Source organism: Frigidibacter sp. ROC022 (genome assembly GCF_024723735.1).
In the GTDB taxonomy this organism is placed as follows: domain Bacteria; phylum Pseudomonadota; class Alphaproteobacteria; order Rhodobacterales; family Rhodobacteraceae; genus SLM-1.
The window spans coordinates 360,136-376,549 of record NZ_JANQDU010000003.1; the positions used below are offsets into that span (position 1 = coordinate 360,136).

General features: G+C 65.4%; 18 protein-coding genes. 7 read left to right on the plus strand and 11 right to left on the minus strand.

The window, feature by feature from the left end:
• The first annotated feature begins 20 nt into the window (after nt 1-20).
• Together NUW50_RS13525 and NUW50_RS13530 are read left to right on the plus strand one after the other, a co-directional pair.
• Nucleotides 21-923, plus strand: a complete 903-nt coding sequence (locus NUW50_RS13525) for a DMT family transporter (RefSeq protein ID WP_258289663.1) — start codon at nt 21-23, stop codon at nt 921-923.
• 16 nt (nt 924-939) lie between these two features.
• Nucleotides 940-1,563, plus strand: a complete 624-nt coding sequence (locus NUW50_RS13530; protein ID WP_258289664.1) for an inner membrane-spanning protein YciB — start codon at nt 940-942, stop codon at nt 1,561-1,563.
• 134 nt (nt 1,564-1,697) lie between these two features.
• On the opposite strand, the gene cobT is transcribed toward NUW50_RS13530, so the two are convergent.
• Entirely contained in the window at nt 1,698-3,584 is a 1,887-nt protein-coding gene (gene cobT, locus NUW50_RS13535; RefSeq protein WP_258289665.1) for a cobaltochelatase subunit CobT, read from the minus strand.
• 167 nt (nt 3,585-3,751) lie between these two features.
• Between cobT and NUW50_RS13540 the strand changes: the two genes are divergently transcribed.
• On the plus strand, nt 3,752-4,819 hold the full coding sequence (locus tag NUW50_RS13540) for a hypothetical protein (RefSeq protein WP_258289666.1): 1,068 nt from the start codon (nt 3,752-3,754) through the stop codon (nt 4,817-4,819).
• A gap of 4 nt (nt 4,820-4,823) precedes the next feature.
• Here the strand turns inward: NUW50_RS13540 and NUW50_RS13545 are convergent, their stop codons facing one another.
• The gene (locus NUW50_RS13545) at nt 4,824-5,225 is read right to left on the minus strand and encodes a winged helix-turn-helix transcriptional regulator (protein ID WP_258289667.1); all 402 of its coding nucleotides are present in this window, start codon (nt 5,223-5,225) and stop codon (nt 4,824-4,826) included.
• 122 nt (nt 5,226-5,347) lie between these two features.
• Between NUW50_RS13545 and NUW50_RS13550 the strand changes: the two genes are divergently transcribed.
• The gene (locus NUW50_RS13550; RefSeq protein WP_258289668.1) at nt 5,348-5,953 is read left to right on the plus strand and encodes an NADPH-dependent FMN reductase; all 606 of its coding nucleotides are present in this window, start codon (nt 5,348-5,350) and stop codon (nt 5,951-5,953) included.
• A 69-nt stretch (nt 5,954-6,022) separates the two neighbouring features.
• On the opposite strand, the gene NUW50_RS13555 is transcribed toward NUW50_RS13550, so the two are convergent.
• From NUW50_RS13555 to NUW50_RS13580, 6 genes are all read right to left on the minus strand, one after another.
• Complete coding sequence (locus NUW50_RS13555) at nt 6,023-6,451, minus strand: hypothetical protein (RefSeq protein WP_258289669.1); 429 nt, start codon at nt 6,449-6,451, stop codon at nt 6,023-6,025.
• Between the two features lie 134 nt (nt 6,452-6,585).
• Nucleotides 6,586-6,981, minus strand: a complete 396-nt coding sequence (locus NUW50_RS13560) for a hypothetical protein (RefSeq protein WP_258289670.1) — start codon at nt 6,979-6,981, stop codon at nt 6,586-6,588.
• A gap of 70 nt (nt 6,982-7,051) precedes the next feature.
• Nucleotides 7,052-7,588, minus strand: coding sequence for an NADPH-dependent FMN reductase (locus NUW50_RS13565; protein WP_258289671.1), 537 nt, complete (start codon nt 7,586-7,588; stop codon nt 7,052-7,054).
• Nucleotides 7,589-7,713: 125 nt separating this feature from the next.
• Nucleotides 7,714-8,688: a cobaltochelatase subunit CobS gene (gene cobS, locus NUW50_RS13570; RefSeq protein ID WP_258289672.1), complete on the minus strand. Its 975-nt coding sequence runs from the start codon at nt 8,686-8,688 to the stop codon at nt 7,714-7,716.
• Between the two features lie 205 nt (nt 8,689-8,893).
• The gene (locus tag NUW50_RS13575; RefSeq protein WP_258289673.1) at nt 8,894-9,643 is read right to left on the minus strand and encodes a YHYH protein; all 750 of its coding nucleotides are present in this window, start codon (nt 9,641-9,643) and stop codon (nt 8,894-8,896) included.
• A 97-nt stretch (nt 9,644-9,740) separates the two neighbouring features.
• Nucleotides 9,741-10,370 carry a J domain-containing protein gene (locus tag NUW50_RS13580; RefSeq protein WP_258289674.1) on the minus strand — a complete coding sequence of 210 codons (630 nt, stop codon included), beginning with the start codon at nt 10,368-10,370 and terminating at the stop codon, nt 9,741-9,743.
• Nucleotides 10,371-10,443: 73 nt separating this feature from the next.
• Between NUW50_RS13580 and NUW50_RS13585 the strand changes: the two genes are divergently transcribed.
• A complete protein-coding gene (locus NUW50_RS13585; RefSeq protein ID WP_258289675.1) occupies nt 10,444-10,701 on the plus strand; it encodes a BolA family protein in 258 nt (85 codons plus the stop codon).
• A gap of 1 nt (nt 10,702) precedes the next feature.
• Here the strand turns inward: NUW50_RS13585 and NUW50_RS13590 are convergent, their stop codons facing one another.
• Nucleotides 10,703-11,137 carry a DUF4177 domain-containing protein gene (locus NUW50_RS13590; RefSeq protein ID WP_258289676.1) on the minus strand — a complete coding sequence of 145 codons (435 nt, stop codon included), beginning with the start codon at nt 11,135-11,137 and terminating at the stop codon, nt 10,703-10,705.
• 487 nt (nt 11,138-11,624) lie between these two features.
• Here NUW50_RS13590 and NUW50_RS13595 point away from each other — a divergent pair, with 487 nt between their 5' ends.
• On the plus strand, nt 11,625-12,971 hold the full coding sequence (locus NUW50_RS13595) for an AlbA family DNA-binding domain-containing protein (RefSeq protein WP_258289677.1): 1,347 nt from the start codon (nt 11,625-11,627) through the stop codon (nt 12,969-12,971).
• A 153-nt stretch (nt 12,972-13,124) separates the two neighbouring features.
• On the opposite strand, the gene gatB is transcribed toward NUW50_RS13595, so the two are convergent.
• Complete coding sequence (gatB, locus tag NUW50_RS13600; RefSeq protein ID WP_258289678.1) at nt 13,125-14,636, minus strand: Asp-tRNA(Asn)/Glu-tRNA(Gln) amidotransferase subunit GatB; 1,512 nt, start codon at nt 14,634-14,636, stop codon at nt 13,125-13,127.
• 272 nt (nt 14,637-14,908) lie between these two features.
• On the opposite strand from gatB, the gene NUW50_RS13605 reads away from it, so the two are divergent.
• Entirely contained in the window at nt 14,909-15,496 is a 588-nt protein-coding gene (locus NUW50_RS13605) for a transglycosylase SLT domain-containing protein (protein WP_258289679.1), read from the plus strand.
• Between the two features lie 159 nt (nt 15,497-15,655).
• Here the strand turns inward: NUW50_RS13605 and NUW50_RS13610 are convergent, their stop codons facing one another.
• The gene (locus NUW50_RS13610; protein ID WP_258289680.1) at nt 15,656-16,402 is read right to left on the minus strand and encodes an SDR family oxidoreductase; all 747 of its coding nucleotides are present in this window, start codon (nt 16,400-16,402) and stop codon (nt 15,656-15,658) included.
• Between the last annotated feature and the right edge of the window lie 12 nt (nt 16,403-16,414).

A 16,414-nucleotide genomic window follows, 5' to 3' on the forward strand; every position in this document is an offset into this window, starting at 1 on the left:
GAGCGCGGCGGGTGCAGCCGATGACCGAATGGCTTGCCGCGCTGGCCGGCACCCCCGAGGGCGCCCGGCTGGCGACGATCCTAGCCCTGGTCTCGGCCTTTGCCCATGCGGTGTTTGGCGCCCTGCAGAAAGGCCGCCACGACCCCTGGCTGAGCCGCGGCTCGATCGATTTCTCGATCTTCGTCCTGGCCCTGCCGATGGCGCTGTTCCTGGTGCCCTGGCCGACGCCGGCGGGCTTCGCCGTGCTGCTTGGTGCGCTGGTCATCCATTTCTTCTACAAGATGGCGATGGCGCTGGCCTATACCCGCGCCGCCTATACCGTGGTCTACCCGGTGGTGCGCGGCTCGGGGCCTCTGGCCACCGTGGCGGCGGCGGCGCTGATCTTTCACGAGCATTTTACTCTGGTGCAATGGCTGGGCGTCGGCTGCCTCTCGGGCGGGATTCTGGCGCTGGCGGGGCTGAACCTGCGCGGCGTCACCCTGGGCCGGGCGGCGCTGCGGGCGGGGTTGGGATACGCGCTGATCGGCGGGCTGCTGGTGGCGCTCTACACGACCTATGACGCCTTCGGGATCCGGCTCTCGGCCTCGCCCTTCACCTTTCTGGCGTGGTTCTTCCTTATAACCGCCATTGATTTCCCCATAATCGCGGCCCTGCGCTATCGCCGCATGTCCGCGCCCCCGGCCCCCGGCCCGCTGCTGGCCCGCGGCTTTCTCGGCGCGGTGATCGCCTTCGTCAGCTTCGGTGGCGTCATGCTGGCCACCTATCTCGACAAGGTCGGAGAGGCGGCGGTCCTGCGCGAGACCTCGACGGTCTTTGCGGCGGGAATCGGCTGGTTGATGCTGGGAGAACGGGTCGGGGCGCGTCGTGCGGGGCTGATGTGCTTGATCGCACTGGGTGCCGTGATAGTTGAGATGGGAGGCTGATCCAGTGGAGACATCAATGACCGAGCCCAAGCCGGTGCGCAAGCTGAGCCCGACCATGAAACTGGTTCTCGATTTCGGGCCGATCCTGGCCTTCTTCCTGGGCTATGCGCTGTTCAAGGGCCGGGTGTTCAGCATCAACGGCACCGAATATTCCGGCTTCGTCGCCGTCACCGCGATGTTCGTGCCGCTGCTGGTGGCGACGACGCTGATCTCCTGGCGGCTGACCGGCAAGCTGTCGAAGATGAACCTGATGACGCTGGTGCTGGTGGTGCTGTTCGGCGGGCTGACGATCTGGTTCAACGACGAGCGCTTCTTCAAGATGAAGCCGACGATGATCTATGCGATCTTCGCCTTCATCCTGCTGGCCGGCCTGGCGCGGGGCAAGAGCTATCTGGCCATGGTGATGGACGAGGTGCTGCCGATGCAGCCCGCCGGCTGGATGATCCTGACCCGGCGGCTGTGCATCTTCTTCGCCGTGCTGGCGGTCAGCAACGAGCTGATCTGGCGCAACTTCTCGACCGACACCTGGGTGACCTTCAAGACATTCGGGCTGACGCTGGGGGTCTTCGGCTTCTTCCTGTTCCAAGGCAAGCTGTTCGAGACCTATGCGCTGCAGCAGAAGGACGGGCCGGACGAGTGAGTCCGGCATCCCGGTCCGCCCGCCCATCTTTGCCTTGAAAATACTCCGGGGAGCGCGAGGGGCAGCGCCCCTCGCCGGGTCGCTGCGCCGCAGGCGCGGCGAAACCCGCCCTGCGCCGCGGCCGGTCCCCGGGCCTAGCGTGCCGCCGCCGCGACCCGGTTGATCCCGAAGGCCCGTGCCCGCGCTCTCGGGTCGGCGTCGAACAGCGCCGCAAGCTGCTCGGTCATCGCGCCGGCCAGCTGTTCGGCATCGGTGATCTTCACCGCGCGCTGGTAATACTTGGTCACGTCATGCCCGATCCCGATCGCCAGCAACTCCACCTGGCGGCGCTTCTCGACCATGGCGATCACGTCGCGCAGATGCTTGTCGAGGTAGTTCGCCGGGTTCACGCTCAGCGTCGAATCATCGACCGGGGCGCCGTCGGAGATCACCATCAGGATCTTGCGCTGCTCGCGCCGGGCCACCATCCGCCGATGCGCCCATTCCAGCGCCTCGCCGTCGATATTCTCCTTCAGCAGGCCCTCCTTCATCATCAGCCCGAGGTTGGGCCGGACCCGCCGCCAGGGCGCGTCGGCGGATTTGTAGATGATGTGGCGCAGGTCGTTCAGCCGCCCCGGCCCCTGCGGACGGCCCTCGGCGAGCCATTTCTCGCGGCTCTGGCCGCCCTTCCAGGCCCGGGTGGTGAAGCCGAGGATCTCGACCTTCACCTGGCAGCGCTCCAGCGTCCGGGCCAGGACATCGGCGCAGATCGCGGCGATCGAGATCGGCCGGCCCCGCATCGAGCCGGAATTGTCCAGCAGCAGCGTCACCACGGTGTCGCGGAATTCGGTGTCCTTCTCGACCTTGAAGGACAGCGGCGTGGTCGGGTTCGCCACCACCCGCGCCAGGCGGCCCGCATCCAGCGTGCCCTCTTCCAGATCGAATTCCCAGCTGCGGTTCTGCTGCGCCTGCAGGCGCCGCTGCAGCTTGTTCGCCAGCCGCCCCACGGCGCCCTTCAGCGGGTCGAGCTGCTGGTCCAGATAGGCACGCAGCCGTTCCAGCTCGGCCGGTTCGGCCAGTTCCTCCGCGCCGATCTCCTCGTCGAAGGCGGTGGTGAAGACGGCATAGTTCGGATCGGCTTCCGAGACCGGCGGCGGGGGCGGCGGCTCCAGCGGCGCTTCGCCCTCCGGCATCTCGGCCTCGTCGCCCATCTCCTGATCGGCCAATTCGTCGGCCGAGAGCTGCGCCTGCGACGGGTCCTGGGTATCCTCCTGGCTGCTCTCGGATTCGGCATCGGCCTCTTCCGAGCTGTCGTCCTCCTCGCCCTCCGAGTCGGGGGTCTCCTGATCCTCTTCGCTTTCGGCCTGCTCCTGCGATTCCTCGTCCGATCCGTCCGGGTCCTCGCCCAGCTGGTCGCCATAGCCGAGATCGGCGATCACCTGCCGCGCCAGCCGGGCAAATGCCGACTGGTCCTCCAGCATCTCGCCGATCCGGTCCAGCGTGCCGGCGGCCTGATCCTCGATGAAGGGGCGCCACAGCTCCATCACATTGGCCGCGCTCTTGGGCAACTCGCGCCCGGTGGCCAGATGCCGGACCAGATAGCCCGCCGCCACCGACAGAGGCGCGTCCGAGGCGCGGGTCACCTGGCCATAGCCCTTGCGTTCGGCCTCGGCGCCGATCTTGGCGTCGATATTGCCGGCGGTGCCGGGCATGGTGCGGGCGCCGACCGCTTCGCAGCGGGCGGTTTCCATCGCCTCGTAGAGGTCCTTGGCCATCTGCCCCTGCGGCATGTATTTGGCATAGGTGGCATCGTCCTGATGCCGCAGCTTCAGCGCATAGGCATCCGCCGTGCCGCGTGCCAGCAGCACCTCGTCGCGGGTCATCCGGCGCGAGACCTGCGGCAGCCGCACGGTATCGACGGTCATCCCGGGCGGATCGACCGAGTAGCTGACCGTCAGTTCGGGGTCGTCGGCCATGACCTTGGTGGCCTCGGCCAGCGCCTTCTTGAACGGGTCGGCGGGGTTGTCGTTGGGTTTGCTCATCGGGTCCGCCTCGGGTCAGCTTGCGTCCGGCCGGTGCCGCACGGGGTCATGCCCCTCATAAATCACCCCGTCCGGGGCGCGGCAAGGGGCCGCGATGGCGCAGGCCGGTTGTCCGGGCCTGCGCAAGTCCATTAGGCTGGTCCCGACCCAGAGCAAGGAACCCGAACATGACCAGACCTTTCCAGCGGGTCGCAGGCGCCGCCGCACTGACCGCACTGCTCTGGCTTGGCGCGGCCCTTCCGGGGCTGGCAGGGCCCGACTGCGCCAGGTTGATGGCCAGCTTCCGGGTGCCGGCGCCGGGTGCCACGGTGGCGGGTACGCAGGGAATGCGGCTGGCCGGTTGCAGCGCTGCCGAGACGACGATGTTCCGCGCCAATCTGGACGCCGCGCGCAAGGCCGTGCCGGTCCAGGATCCGAGCCGCCTCTACGGCACATGGCTGGGCGACGATGTGCTGGACTATGTCGCCGGGATCGCCGTTCCGGGGCAGGAGGTTCTGGTGATCGGCCCGGGCGAGGGGCCGGGCCAGATCGCGTTCCGGCAATACTGGATCAAGGCCTCGGTGCCCGCGGGGCCCGAGTCGCTCTGGGACGAGACCGGCACCTACCAGGGGCTGCTGGCCGAGGGCGTTCTCGACCCGCAGGGTGACGCGCCGGGCCGCTACGGGGTCCAGCCGTTTTCCGATATGCCGATGATCCGCTACCACCACCCCGTGCTCGAATGGGAGCGTTCGGCCAATCTCGGGGTCTGGCAACGTCTCAATCATTTCGAGCAGCCGTTGACCTTCGCGCTGGCCGGGGAGGTCTTGGTGGCGCAGACGCAAAAGCGCAGCTGGCCCGGCCGCGAGGATACCCCGGCGCTGGTGACATATACCAGGGTGGCCGAGGGCGCGCCGGAACTGGCGCTGTTGATGGTGCAGGTGCTGGAACTCAGCCAGGCAAAGAATTTCGACTGCCTGACGCATCAGATCAGCGAAGGGCAGGGGCCGTTGGTGCAGGCGCTCGCACCGGTGACGCTGGAGGAGGTCCGCGCCAACCTGCTGCGGCAGGTTGCGCTGCTGATCGAGCGAAAGGAACTCATGGAGCAGGCAAGGAACGGCGGCCTGACTGACGAGCAGCGGGACCGGATTCCGGTCGTCCTGGACAGGATGATGGGGCTTTCGGAAGCCGCGCCATTCACGGCGCTGCGCGGGACCGTCCGGAAGGGCACCGTCATCGGCTGCTACGACTTCCCGTGAACGGCTATTCGGCCGCCTGCCGCTCTGCCGCGCCGTCATAGGCGGCCCGTGCCGCCTCGATCCGTTGTGCGTTTTCCAACGTCCATTGTGCAAGGGCGAGGATCGGGCGCTGCAGATCGCGGCCCAGCGGCGTCAGCGCATATTCCACCTGCGGCGGTTTGGTCGGCAGAACGGTGCGGCTGACAAAGCCGTCGCGCTCCAGATTGCGCAGGGTCGAGGCAAGCATCTTCTGCGAAATATCGCCGATATCGCGGCGTAAGGCATTGAATCGTCTGGGTCCCTGGCTGAGCGCGCGGATCACCAGCATGGTCCATTTGTCCCCGACCCGGTTCAGCATCTCGCTGATCCTCGTGCAGGGCCCGGGCTCGTCCGGCGCCCCGGTTTCGTCCGGGTAACCTTGTTTCATCACGGGTCCCTCCTGTCATTCCGGTGCCCTGGTGCGGCGCCGGTGCGTCCTTGCGGGCGAGTCGCCTCTTCACAATATCCGGGTAGTTACGATTCGTAACCATACAACACAAGGAGAGCGCCATGTCCCGCAAACCCCGCATCGCCATCATCATCGGTTCGACCCGTCCCACCCGCTTTGCCGACAAGCCGGCGGCCTGGCTGCTGGACAAGGCCGGGACCCGCGACTGGGATGTGGAACTGGTCGATCTGCGCGACTACGACCTGCCGTTCTTCGACGAGATGGCGTCGAATCTCTGGATGCCGTCAAAGAACCCGAAAGCGGTGAATTGGCAGGAGAAGATCGCCGAATTCGACGGCTACATCTTCATCGTGGCCGAGTACAACCGCTCGATCACCGGGGCGCTCAAGAACGCCCTGGACCAAGCCTACAAGGAATGGAACCACAAGCCCATGGCGGCGCTCGGCTATGGCGGCACCGGGGCGGCCCGTGCGGTCGAGCATCTGCGCAGCATCGCGATCGAGTTGCAGATGGTCCCGACCCGCTCGGCGATCCACATCCTTGGCGCCGATCTGCAGAAGGTGCACCCGATGACCGGCGGCACGGCCGAGATGTCCGAGATCGAGGATCACCTGATGCCTTCGGTCAATGCGACCTTCGACGATCTGGAATTCTGGCTCCGCGCCACCATGGCGGCCCGGCAAGAGGATATGGAAGTCGCTGCCTGAGGCGGCGGGGAGACGAAGGAAAGGGCCGGAGGCATTGCCTCCGGCCCTCTGTCCGTCCGGGATGGCTGCCTAGCCGCAATAGCCCTTGCTGGCCTGGATCGAGCCAATGGGCTGATCGTCGGCGCTTTTCACCTCATAGGCAAAGATGGCCCCGGCTTCGAGCATCGCCTTGGCGGTCTCGTCCTCGCAAAGCGTCCGCTTGACCATCGCGATCCGGTTCTGATGGTAGTCGGGCGAGACCTTGTCCTTGTCCAGCAACGAGCGGATGGTGCGGGTCAGCGTGGTGCCTTCCAGCTTGGCATCCTCATAGCGCGAGAAATCGTCGATTTTCTTGCCCTCGGTCCCGACCTCGTCGGCCAGCCCTTGCAGATAGGCGGTGACCTCCTCGGCTGTGGGCGGAGTCGGTCCGCCGATCCAGCCCTGGCTCTTGCCCAGGAAATAGCCGCCGATGGCGATGACGATGATGACCACAAGGCCAATGATGCCGTTCTTGCTCATTCTGAAATCCGTTCTTCCAACTGGTTTGCCCCGGCCAATGTCGGCCGGGAAAATTTTCTAACTGTGCCCCGCTATAGCACGGGCGCCGGGCATCTAAACCCTTTGCCGGATGAAAAAGGCGGTCATGGACGTTTTCAGGCGCCGGGGACCAGCTGGTCACAGTCCGCGAGAAATGCCTGCGCCAGCTTGCCCGACCCCGCCCGCCCGGCAAACAGGGCATCGCCCAGAAGCCGCCGCTGCTCGGCCTTGGCGGCAACCCGCCAGCCCATCGCGACCTGCTCGGAAACGCCGCTGTCAGGCTGTACCGCCCGCATCAGATCGGCAAACCGGTCGCGGCGCCGGGCCGGAACCTCCGAGGCCGGCCCATCAACCAGCCAGTAATGCTCGGTCAGCGCCGAATAGCGCCCGGCGCAGGTGGCGAAGGCGTGCAACTGCTGCTCGGGCGTCAACGGCGCGGCGCGGGACGGGGCGGGGCCGACCCCGGCGAGGGCGGCGATCAGGCAGGCACAGATTGTCCTCAAACCGACCATGAATGCAGCATGGCCCCGAAAATTGCGCAAAACAATCAGGCAATCTGAAAACTCCTGGGCGCCGTGGCGATCAGGCCGGGTCCTGCCCGCAGAACTCCGCCAGGTCTTTCAGAAATCCGGCGACCGCCTTTTGGTTGCCGGGTGATGCCATTCGGGTGGCGATCTCCCCGGGCGACAGTTTCATGAAATGGAACCTCAGGAACAGGTCTTCGCGGAACCTCTGGCTGACGGTGGCAAGCACCAGCCGGAGCTGCTCCAGCATGTCGTCGCCGCGATGCGAGCAATGCATCAGTACGATCGGCTTGGTGATGATCTCGTCCCGCGACACCAGCCAGTCGATGGCGTTCTTCATTCCGCCGGGGATGGCCCGCACATATTCGGGGCTCGAGATGATGACCGCGTCGCTCCGTTCGATCAGGCCGACGAAATGCGCGACCGTCTCGGGCAGGGGCCCCGCTTCGAGATCCGGCGAAAAGACCGGCAGCCCGGCGACTTCGGCAAAGACCGTCACCTCGTGCGCGGGCCGGGCGATCCGGGCCACGGCGCGCAGCATGGCAGTATTGGTCGAGTCGGCCCGCCCGCTGCCGGAAATCGCGAGGATGTTCATTGGCCGGTGCTAGCGCATGGATCACCGGGCATCAACGGCGGGAGGTTGCCGTGGCGCATCGGGCGAAAAATGGCAAAGGGCCGCCCGAAGGCGGCCCCTGCGTCAGGTCACGAAAGCTGCCCGGCTCAGACCGCAGCGGCACTCGCGGCGCTTTCCGGCAATTCCTCGTCAAAGCAGCGCTGATAGAACTCGGCCACCGTCTGCCGTTCCAGCTCGTCGCATTTGTTCAGGAAGGTCAGCCGGAAGGCATAGCCGACATTGCGGAAGATCTCGGCGTTCTGCGCCCAGTTGATGACGGTCCGCGGGCTCATCACCGTCGAGAGATCGCCGTTCATGAAGGCGGTCCGGGTCAGGTCGGCCACGGTCACCATCTGGCTGATGATCTTGCGGCCCTTGTCGTTGTTGTAATGCGGGCTCTTCGCCAGCACGATCGCGCTTTCGGCGTCGTGGCTCAGATAGTTCAGCGTCGCCACCATGCTCCAGCGGTCCATCTGCGCCTGGTTGATCTGCTGCACCCCGTGATAGAGGCCGGTGGTATCGCCCAGGCCCACGGTGTTCGAGGTCGCGAACAGCCGGAAACTCGGGTGCGGAGTGATGATCTCGTTCTGATCCAGCAGGGTCAGCTTGCCGTCATGTTCCAGCACCCGCTGGATGACGAACATCACGTCGGCCCGGCCGGCGTCGTATTCGTCAAACACGATCGCCACCGGGTTGCGCAGCGCCCAGGGCAGGATGCCTTCGTGGAACTCTGTCACCTGCTTGCCGTCGCGCAGCTTGATCGCGTCCTTGCCGATCAGGTCGATCCGGGAAATGTGGCTGTCGAGGTTGACCCGCACGCAGGGCCAGTTCAGGTGCGCCGCGACCTGCTCGATATGGGTGGATTTCCCGGTGCCGTGATAGCCCTGGATCATCACCCGCCGGTTATAGGCAAAGCCCGCCAGGATCGCGAGCGTGGTGTCGGGGTCGAACTTGTAGGTCGGATCGATCTCGGGAACCCGGTCGCTGCGCTCGGCGAAGGCCTTCACCTTCATGTCGCTGTCCATGCCAAAGACATCGCGGACCGAAATCTCTTCGGTGGGCTTCTGGGGCAGATCGGACATCGGCAGGTTCCTTCGTTTGACGCTGCTTGATTGTCCATTCCGCCGGGCTGTGCAAGGGGGGCAGGCCGTATCCGGAGGGCGCGAGCAGAGGTTTTCGGGCATTCTCCGCCGGTTCGGGGCCAATGGCGCGGATATACCGCACCCTGTCACGTCCGGGCGGTGGTGGCGCCGCCGCCGGCGTTCCTCGTCGGCAAGGCATCGTGAATCAGCCCCGGCTGATGAAGCCCGGGTTCACCACGCCCTTGAAGCAGCGCGGGAAGTAGGGGTAGCTGTCCGTCGCATAGTAGCGGTAGCTGCCGCCGACCATCATCCCGTTGCATTCGTCGAGCGTGCCGGCGCCTTCGACATATTCGAAATCCTCCTCGAAGGTGCCGTCATGGGGCCCGAAAGGCGCGGTCGGCCGGTCGCCGGATTTCAGCCGGTAGGACGAGCTGACCCGCCCGGGCTCGTAGTGAATCTCGAACCCGTCCGGGGCAAAGCCGATCGGGTTGCCGTCGAGCGAGGCGACATAGGCCGGGGATGTCGCGTGGTAGTGATACAGGCCCGAGCGATCGACATGCGCGTTCTGGGCGTCCATGCCCAGCTTGCGCGGCGCGTACATGGCCTGCTGGCGCCAGCCGCTCGACGGGTCGGAACTGAAGCCGCCGCGCCCGTCGGGGTCATAATACCCGGCCGTGTAGGGGCGGAACGGCACGCCGGTGAGCGATACGCCGACAGTCATCAGCCCTTTGGTCGTCTTTCCGGCCAGCTTCGGTTCCGACGGGAAACAGAAGGTCAGATGCTGCTCACGGAAGGCGTTCGGGTTCGCCCTGTTGGGGAAGCGTCCCATCTCGTGGTTCGGCGCGCCATTGGACGAGATGCAGGTCATGTCCCCGCGGGTGGTGATCCGCGACTGGTTGTCATGCGCGGCGGCTGCCAGGGGAAGCAGGCAAAGGAACAGGGCCGATCGGATCATGTCTCTCTCGCGGTTGCCGGTGATCCGTAGCAACACGCGCCGGTGGCGCGTTTCCGTCGCCGCCGGATTCGGGCAGCGACGGCCGCGCCGGGGCCGATCAATCGCGGAAGTTGCGCGAGACCTTGATCTGATCCCAGGCCCAGACAACCTCTTGCAGCCGGTCCTCGTCGGCCCGGTTGCCGCCGTTCATGTCGGGATGAAGATCCTTGACCAGGCTCTTGTACTGCTTGCGGACCTCGGGGCGGGTCCAGTGGTCCTTGGCTTCCAGGATCTCCAGCGCCTTGCGCTCGGTCGGGGGCAGCTTGCGGGTGCCGGTGATCGACTTGCCGGGGTTCTGCGTCGCCTTGGCGCCCAGCACCTCATGCGGGTCCTTGATCCCCAGCCGCGACCAGGCTCGTTGCTCCTCGCCCTTCTTGAAGGGCTTGGTCGGCCGTTCCCAGACCCGGTCCTTGTCGAGCTGCTCCTGGAATTCCTCTTCGGTCGAGCCGTTGAAGAAGTTCCACTTCAGATTGTATTCGCGCACGTGCTCGCGGCAGAACCAGAAATAGTCGTCCAGGATGTCGGGCGATTTCGGCGCCCGGTACTGGCCCGCCTCCTTGCAGCCCGGATGTTCGCAGACCCGTGTCGAGGTCTCGAACGCCCCGGACATGCCCCGCCGTCCTCTGGTCCGCTTCTTCTTGTCAGCCCCGACCGATATGTCGAAACCGAATGGATCGTTTTTTGCCATGTGACCGCCTTTTCGACTCGGACCAGCGAGTTTAGAGGTTTCTCCCGGAACGGGAAGAGGGTAGGGCGCAAGAATGCCGATGAAAGACCAGATCGAGACGCTTCTGAGCGACGCCTTTGCACCGTCGCGGCTGGAAGTCCTGGACGAGAGCGAGAGTCATCGCGGTCATGCCGGATACCAGGAGGGCGGCGAGAGTCATTTCCGGGTCCGCATCGCGGCGCCCGTCTTTGCCGGGATGTCGCGCCTGGCGCGGCATCGGGCGGTTCATGCCGCGCTGGGTCCCGAGGTGATCGGGAAGATCCACGCGCTGGCGCTGGAGATCGAGGCCTAGCTCACTCGCCCGCCAGACCTCCGTTCGCCGGACCCAGACGTGGCGAGGGACCGGGCTCGGGATCGCGGCGGACCGGGACCACGGTGGGTTCCTGTCCATCCGCGGCCTGCGGCGGGCGCGGGGGTTCGGGTGTCGGTTCCGGCACGGGGTCCGGCATCGGCACGACCCGGGGCCGCGCCGGGGCGGGATGCTGCGCCTCGACATCGAGAACCCGGCGAAACACCAGCATGTTCTGGAACACCGTGGTCCGCCCGGTCAGGCCCGAGCGTTCCTCGGCCGGCAGGGTGTCGGTCCGCAGATATTCCCATCCGTCGGCGCCGTGCAGGTTCATCAGGCTGGCCAGGGTATGGGCGAAGCGGTCCTCGGGCGTCTTCACCCCGCGGGCTTTCTCGCCCTTCTTCGGGGCGGGAACGACCTTGTATTCGTATCGCGTCATGAGGCTCTCCCGGGTCGGCTGACCGGGGGGTTCTAGCCGAGACCGGCCGAGTCTGGAAGGGCATCGCCGGGGGAATGGCGCGACTGTGACCGGGTGTCCCCATGGGGACGGGGGGTCAAGAGATTGGAATCGTTGAGAAAGCCGTGGGGACGCCTGTCTTGGTGAATGGGCGGTTAACAGCTGAGGGGCGGGGACGCGCGCGAAGAGGGCTGTGGCGATGGCTGGAGGAATGGCCCACAGGAGACGCCGGTGTTCAGTGCAGCGAACGGTAGCTTCGCGCCCAATCTTACGGATGTTGCATGGCGTCCGAAGGCGCGTGACCTGCGCATTACTGCCAGTCACTACGGCCTCGCCAACACATGACTTTCGTTCGGAGCTTTTCGTTGTTATTTGGAATGTAGTCCGCCACGGGAAACGGACAGGATAGCGCGTTACGCGACTGGCGCTAAAGACTATGGCTTGTCGTCAGTAAATCGAGGTCTCATCTGTGCCAGATGAAAGGGTCCAACAACTCATTGACCAACTCCGTGAGACGGAATTCGTTGAGGTGAAGAACTGGCTCGGCGGCCTTGTTGAAAGCGACGAAAAAGCACGGCTTGCTAAGGAGATCATTGCTCTCGCAAACTCGGGTGGTGGCCATATTTTCATTGGCTTTACAGATGATGAAGGGCAAGGACATCAGCCCATCGATCCAGAGGAAATCGAAGCAAAGGCATTCTCGCAGGATGCCATTGCCGGGATCGTTCATCGATATTGCACGCCAGCTATTCAATGCAGTGTCGAGATTTATCGTCAGACAACAGGTCAAATTGACCATCCCGTAATATCCGTTCCGGCCGCTGGCCGAGTTCCATTGTTCGCATCCAGGCAAAGCCCAGATAACCGAACGCTTGCTAATGGGATCGTTTACGTTAGACGACCGGGTGGAAAAAGTGAGCCCTGCAGGACGCAAGACGACTGGGAGCGTCTCTTGGAGCGACTGGTGCACGCGCGCCAAGATCAACTGATAAACGCGATCAGGAATGTTCTGAATCCAGAGCAAGAATTTACTCCGCCAGCACAAGAACAGGTATTCGAAGACTGGATTCGCGCGTCGCGTGCTGCGCGGGCCGACCTTCTTGCGGATTTGCCAGAAGGACACCCACTGCGTCTTGAAATCGGATACTACGAGGTGGCATTCTCAATCAGGTCATTCCAAGAGCCTGACATAGCTGAACTTAACAAAAACCTCGACCTGAACCGCCCACGGCACAGCGGCTGGGCGCCCTTTGTGTCTTTACATCGGGATGGGATGGCGCCCCGCCCGTCGCGAGATGTGATACAGACGTGGCTAGTTGGCAAGGAAGAGCGTGACCGCGACCCGTTCTACTCCGATTTCTGGCGTCTGTCGGTACATGGCGACGGATATCTTGTGAGGGCGATGCAGGAGGACAACCCAAATTATGGTGCCAACCTAGCGCCTCGCCCTCATCGACCAGGGTTTGATTGGGAACTGCCTATCTACCGTATGACCGAGATGCTCAAGTTGATTGAGTGGCTCGGTTTAACATATGCATCCGTGGATTCCACCTTCCAAATGCGCGTTACATACTTCGGTACCAACGGTCGGAGATTGACACAGCATCGATTGCGCTACATGTTGCATTGCGGCGGCATGGCGCATGAAAACTCGATTACTTCGCAGATTTCAGGACGTGTTGGTGAGATCGCATTGAATACCGAGGAAATGGTCTTCTCGCTGTTGCGCCCGGTGTTTGTTCAATTCGATTTTGCGGAACTGCCGAGGCAGCTCGTTGACAACGTCGTTCAAGACGTCGTGAATTTTCGAGCGTAGTGCATACTTTGACCACAATACGCCGACAACAGACGTTCGAGTAGTTGCGTCGAATGCACACTTCGTCCGCACTGTCGGCTTCTGAGCGCCGCGCAGCGTCAGCCCGATTCCCGTCGCCCATGAGGCAAGACCACAGGCCGATCCCGCAGCCCGCTACAGCCCCAGCTTCTTCGCCACCAGTTCGTTGACCGCCTTCGGGTTGGCCTTGCCGCCGGTCGCCTTCATCACCTGGCCGACGAACCAGCCCGCCAGCTTGGGATTGGCCTGGGCCTTCTCGACCTGGGCCGGGTTCTCGGCGATGACGGCATCCACCGCCGCCTCGATGGCGCCGGTGTCGGTGACCTGCTTCATCCCGCGCTCGGCCACGATCGTCGCCGGGTCGCCGCCTTCGGTATAGACGATCTCGAACAGGTCCTTGGCGATCTTGCCGGAAATCTCGCCGCTGGAAATCAGCTCGACGATGCCGCCGAGCTGCTCGGCCGAGACCGGGCTGTCGCCGATCTCGTGGCCTTCCTTCTTGAGCCGGCCGAACAGTTCGTTGATCACCCAGTTGGCGGCCAGCTTGCCGTCGCGGCCCCGGGCCACGGCCTCGAAGTAATGCGCGTTCTCGACATCGGCGGTCAGCACCGAGGCGTCATAATCGGTCAGCCCGAATTCGGTCATGAAGCGGGCCTTCTTGTCGTCGGGCAGTTCCGGCAGGCTGGCGGCGATGTCATCGACCCAGGCCTGTTCGATTTCCAGCGGCAGCAGGTCGGGATCGGGGAAGTAGCGGTAGTCATGCGCCTCTTCCTTGGACCGCATGGAGCGGGTCTCGCCCTTGTCGGCATCGTAGAGCCGGGTCTCCTGCTCGACCGTGCCGCCGTCCTCCAACAGAGCGATCTGGCGCCGCGCCTCGAAATCGATGGCCTGCTGGATGAAGCGCATCGAGTTCATGTTCTTGATCTCGCAGCGGGTGCCGAGATGCGAGAAGTCCTGGGTTTCCTGGTATTTCTCGTAATCGCCCGGCCGGCAGACGGAAACGTTCACGTCGGCGCGCAGGTTGCCGTTCTGCATGTTGCCGTCGCAGGTGCCGAGATAGCGCAGGATCTGGCGCAGCTTGACCACATAGGCCGCCGCTTCCTCGGGGCCGCGGATGTCGGGGCGCGAGACGATCTCCATCAGGGCGACGCCGGTGCGGTTGAGATCGACGAAGGACATGGTGGGGTCCATGTCGTGGATCGACTTGCCGGCGTCCTGCTCGACATGGATGCGTTCGATCCGGACCTTGCGGGCGGTGCCCTGGCCCATCTCGACCAGCACCTCGCCTTCGCCGACCAGCGGGTGGTAGAGCTGCGAAATCTGGTAGCCCTGCGGCAGGTCGGGGTAGAAGTAGTTCTTGCGGTCGAAGGCCGAGACCAGGTTGATCTGCGCCTTCAGGCCCAGCCCGGTGCGCACCGCCTGCTCGATGCAGTATTCGTTGACCACCGGCAGCATTCCCGGCATCGCGGCATCGACGAAGGCGACGTTCGAGTTCGGCTCGGCCCCGAAACGGGTCGAGGCGCCCGAGAACAGCTTGGCCTCGCTGGAGACCTGGGCATGGATTTCCATCCCGATCACCAGTTCCCAGGGGCCGGTGGCGCCTTCGATGGTCTTCGGGGTCGGCGGGGCAAAGGTCAGGTCGAGCATCTGCGATGGTCCTTGGCGGTGTCGGAGCGTGTTCTAGGCGCTCGGGGCCGGGCGGGCAAGTTCGCTTGCAACGGCGGCCGGGCAGGGGGCGCTGCCCCCTCGGCGCGGGCGCGCCTCACCCCCGGGATATTTGCAAGATGAAGCGGGGGCGGGCGCCGGCTGGCGGACATCCGCTGATCGGCGGGATCGATGTTTGACCCGGAGGGGGCTGTCGGGCCATGAGTCCGGCTGCCGGGATGCTGCCTGCCCGGTCTTGCCGATCTGGACCCATGTTGCCATTTCCCCGCTCCGGCGCCGTCCGTGCCGCAATGCTCGCCGCGATCTGCGCCTTCCCGACCGCCTGCGCCCCCCTGGCGGCGCCCGAGCCCGAGGACAGCTCCCCGGCGATGCGGTGGGACCACCGGCCCGAGGCCGAGCGCTGGACCAACGCGGCGATGCTGGCGATGCAGACCCGGGGGACCTCGCTGCTGACGGTGGTGCCGACGGATATCGACGCCTATTGCCCGGGCTATGAAGAGGCCGGGCCCGAGGACCGGGCCGCCTTCTGGGCCGGGCTGTTCTCGGCCATCGCGAAATACGAGAGCACCTGGAACCCCAAGGCAAAGGGCGGCGGCGGGCTCTATTTCGGCCTGCTGCAGATCCTGCCCTCGACGGCGCGGTCGGTCGGCTGCGATCCCGGCGAGCTTCTGGACGGCGCGGTGAACCTGAACTGCGCGGTGCGGATCGCCGACCGGCGGGTGCGGGTCTCGGACGGGACGGTGGCCTCGATCACCGCCGACTGGGGGCCGATGCACTGGGCCGACAAGCGCGCCGAGATGGCGGCCTGGACCCGCGAGCAGGACTATTGCCAGGCCCGCTAGGGGCGGATCGGTCTTTGCGGCGCGGTCGTTTGATCGGGGTGGTGGTGGTGCGTGCAAGCACGCACCCTACGGTGCCGGCCGGGTCCGTGGGTTCCGGCCGACGCGGGGCGGGTAGGGTGCGTGATTTCACGCACCAAACCGGTGCCGCCGAGCCCGGCCCTAGCGGCCGCCGGTGACGTCCAGCGTGGCGCCGGTCACGTAGGAGGCGGCGTCGGACAGCAGCCAGAGAACCGCTTCGGCGACTTCGCTGGCGGTGCCGGCGCGCTGCATCGGCACCAGCGCGGCCATCCGCGCGGCCCGGTCGGGTTGCCCGCCCTTGCCGTGGATCGGGGTCTCGATGATGCCGGGGCGGATGCCGCAGACCCGGATCGATTCGCGGGCGACCTCGTCTGCCAGCCCGCGGGTCATGGTGTCGAGCGCGCCCTTGGTGGCGGCGTAGTCGACATATTGCCCGGGCCCGCCGAGCCTTGCGGCGACCGAGGAGATGTTGACGATCACGCCGCCGGCATGGCCGTAGCGGGTCGACATCCGGCGCACCGCCTGGCCGGCGACCAGCAGCGGGCCGATCAGGTTGGTATCGACCATCCGGCGCAGGCGCAGGGGGTCGATCTCGTCCAGCCGCGCCGCCTGATCGACGATCCCGGCATTGTTCACCAGCCCGTCGAGCCGGGGGAAGGCGGCATCGAACTCGGCGAACATCCGTTCCACCTCGCCCGGGATCGACAGATCGGCCTGGAGCAGTTCCACCCTGGCCCCGGCCGCGCGGGCCTGATCGGCGACCTCGGTGGCGGCGGCGGTGTCGGAGCGGAAGCCGAGCGCAAGGTCATGGGTCGGGGCGGCGAGACGGGCGCAGGCGGCGCCGATGCCGGTCGAGGCGCCGGTGATCAGAAGGGTCTTGCGGGGCATGGTCTGGCTCCT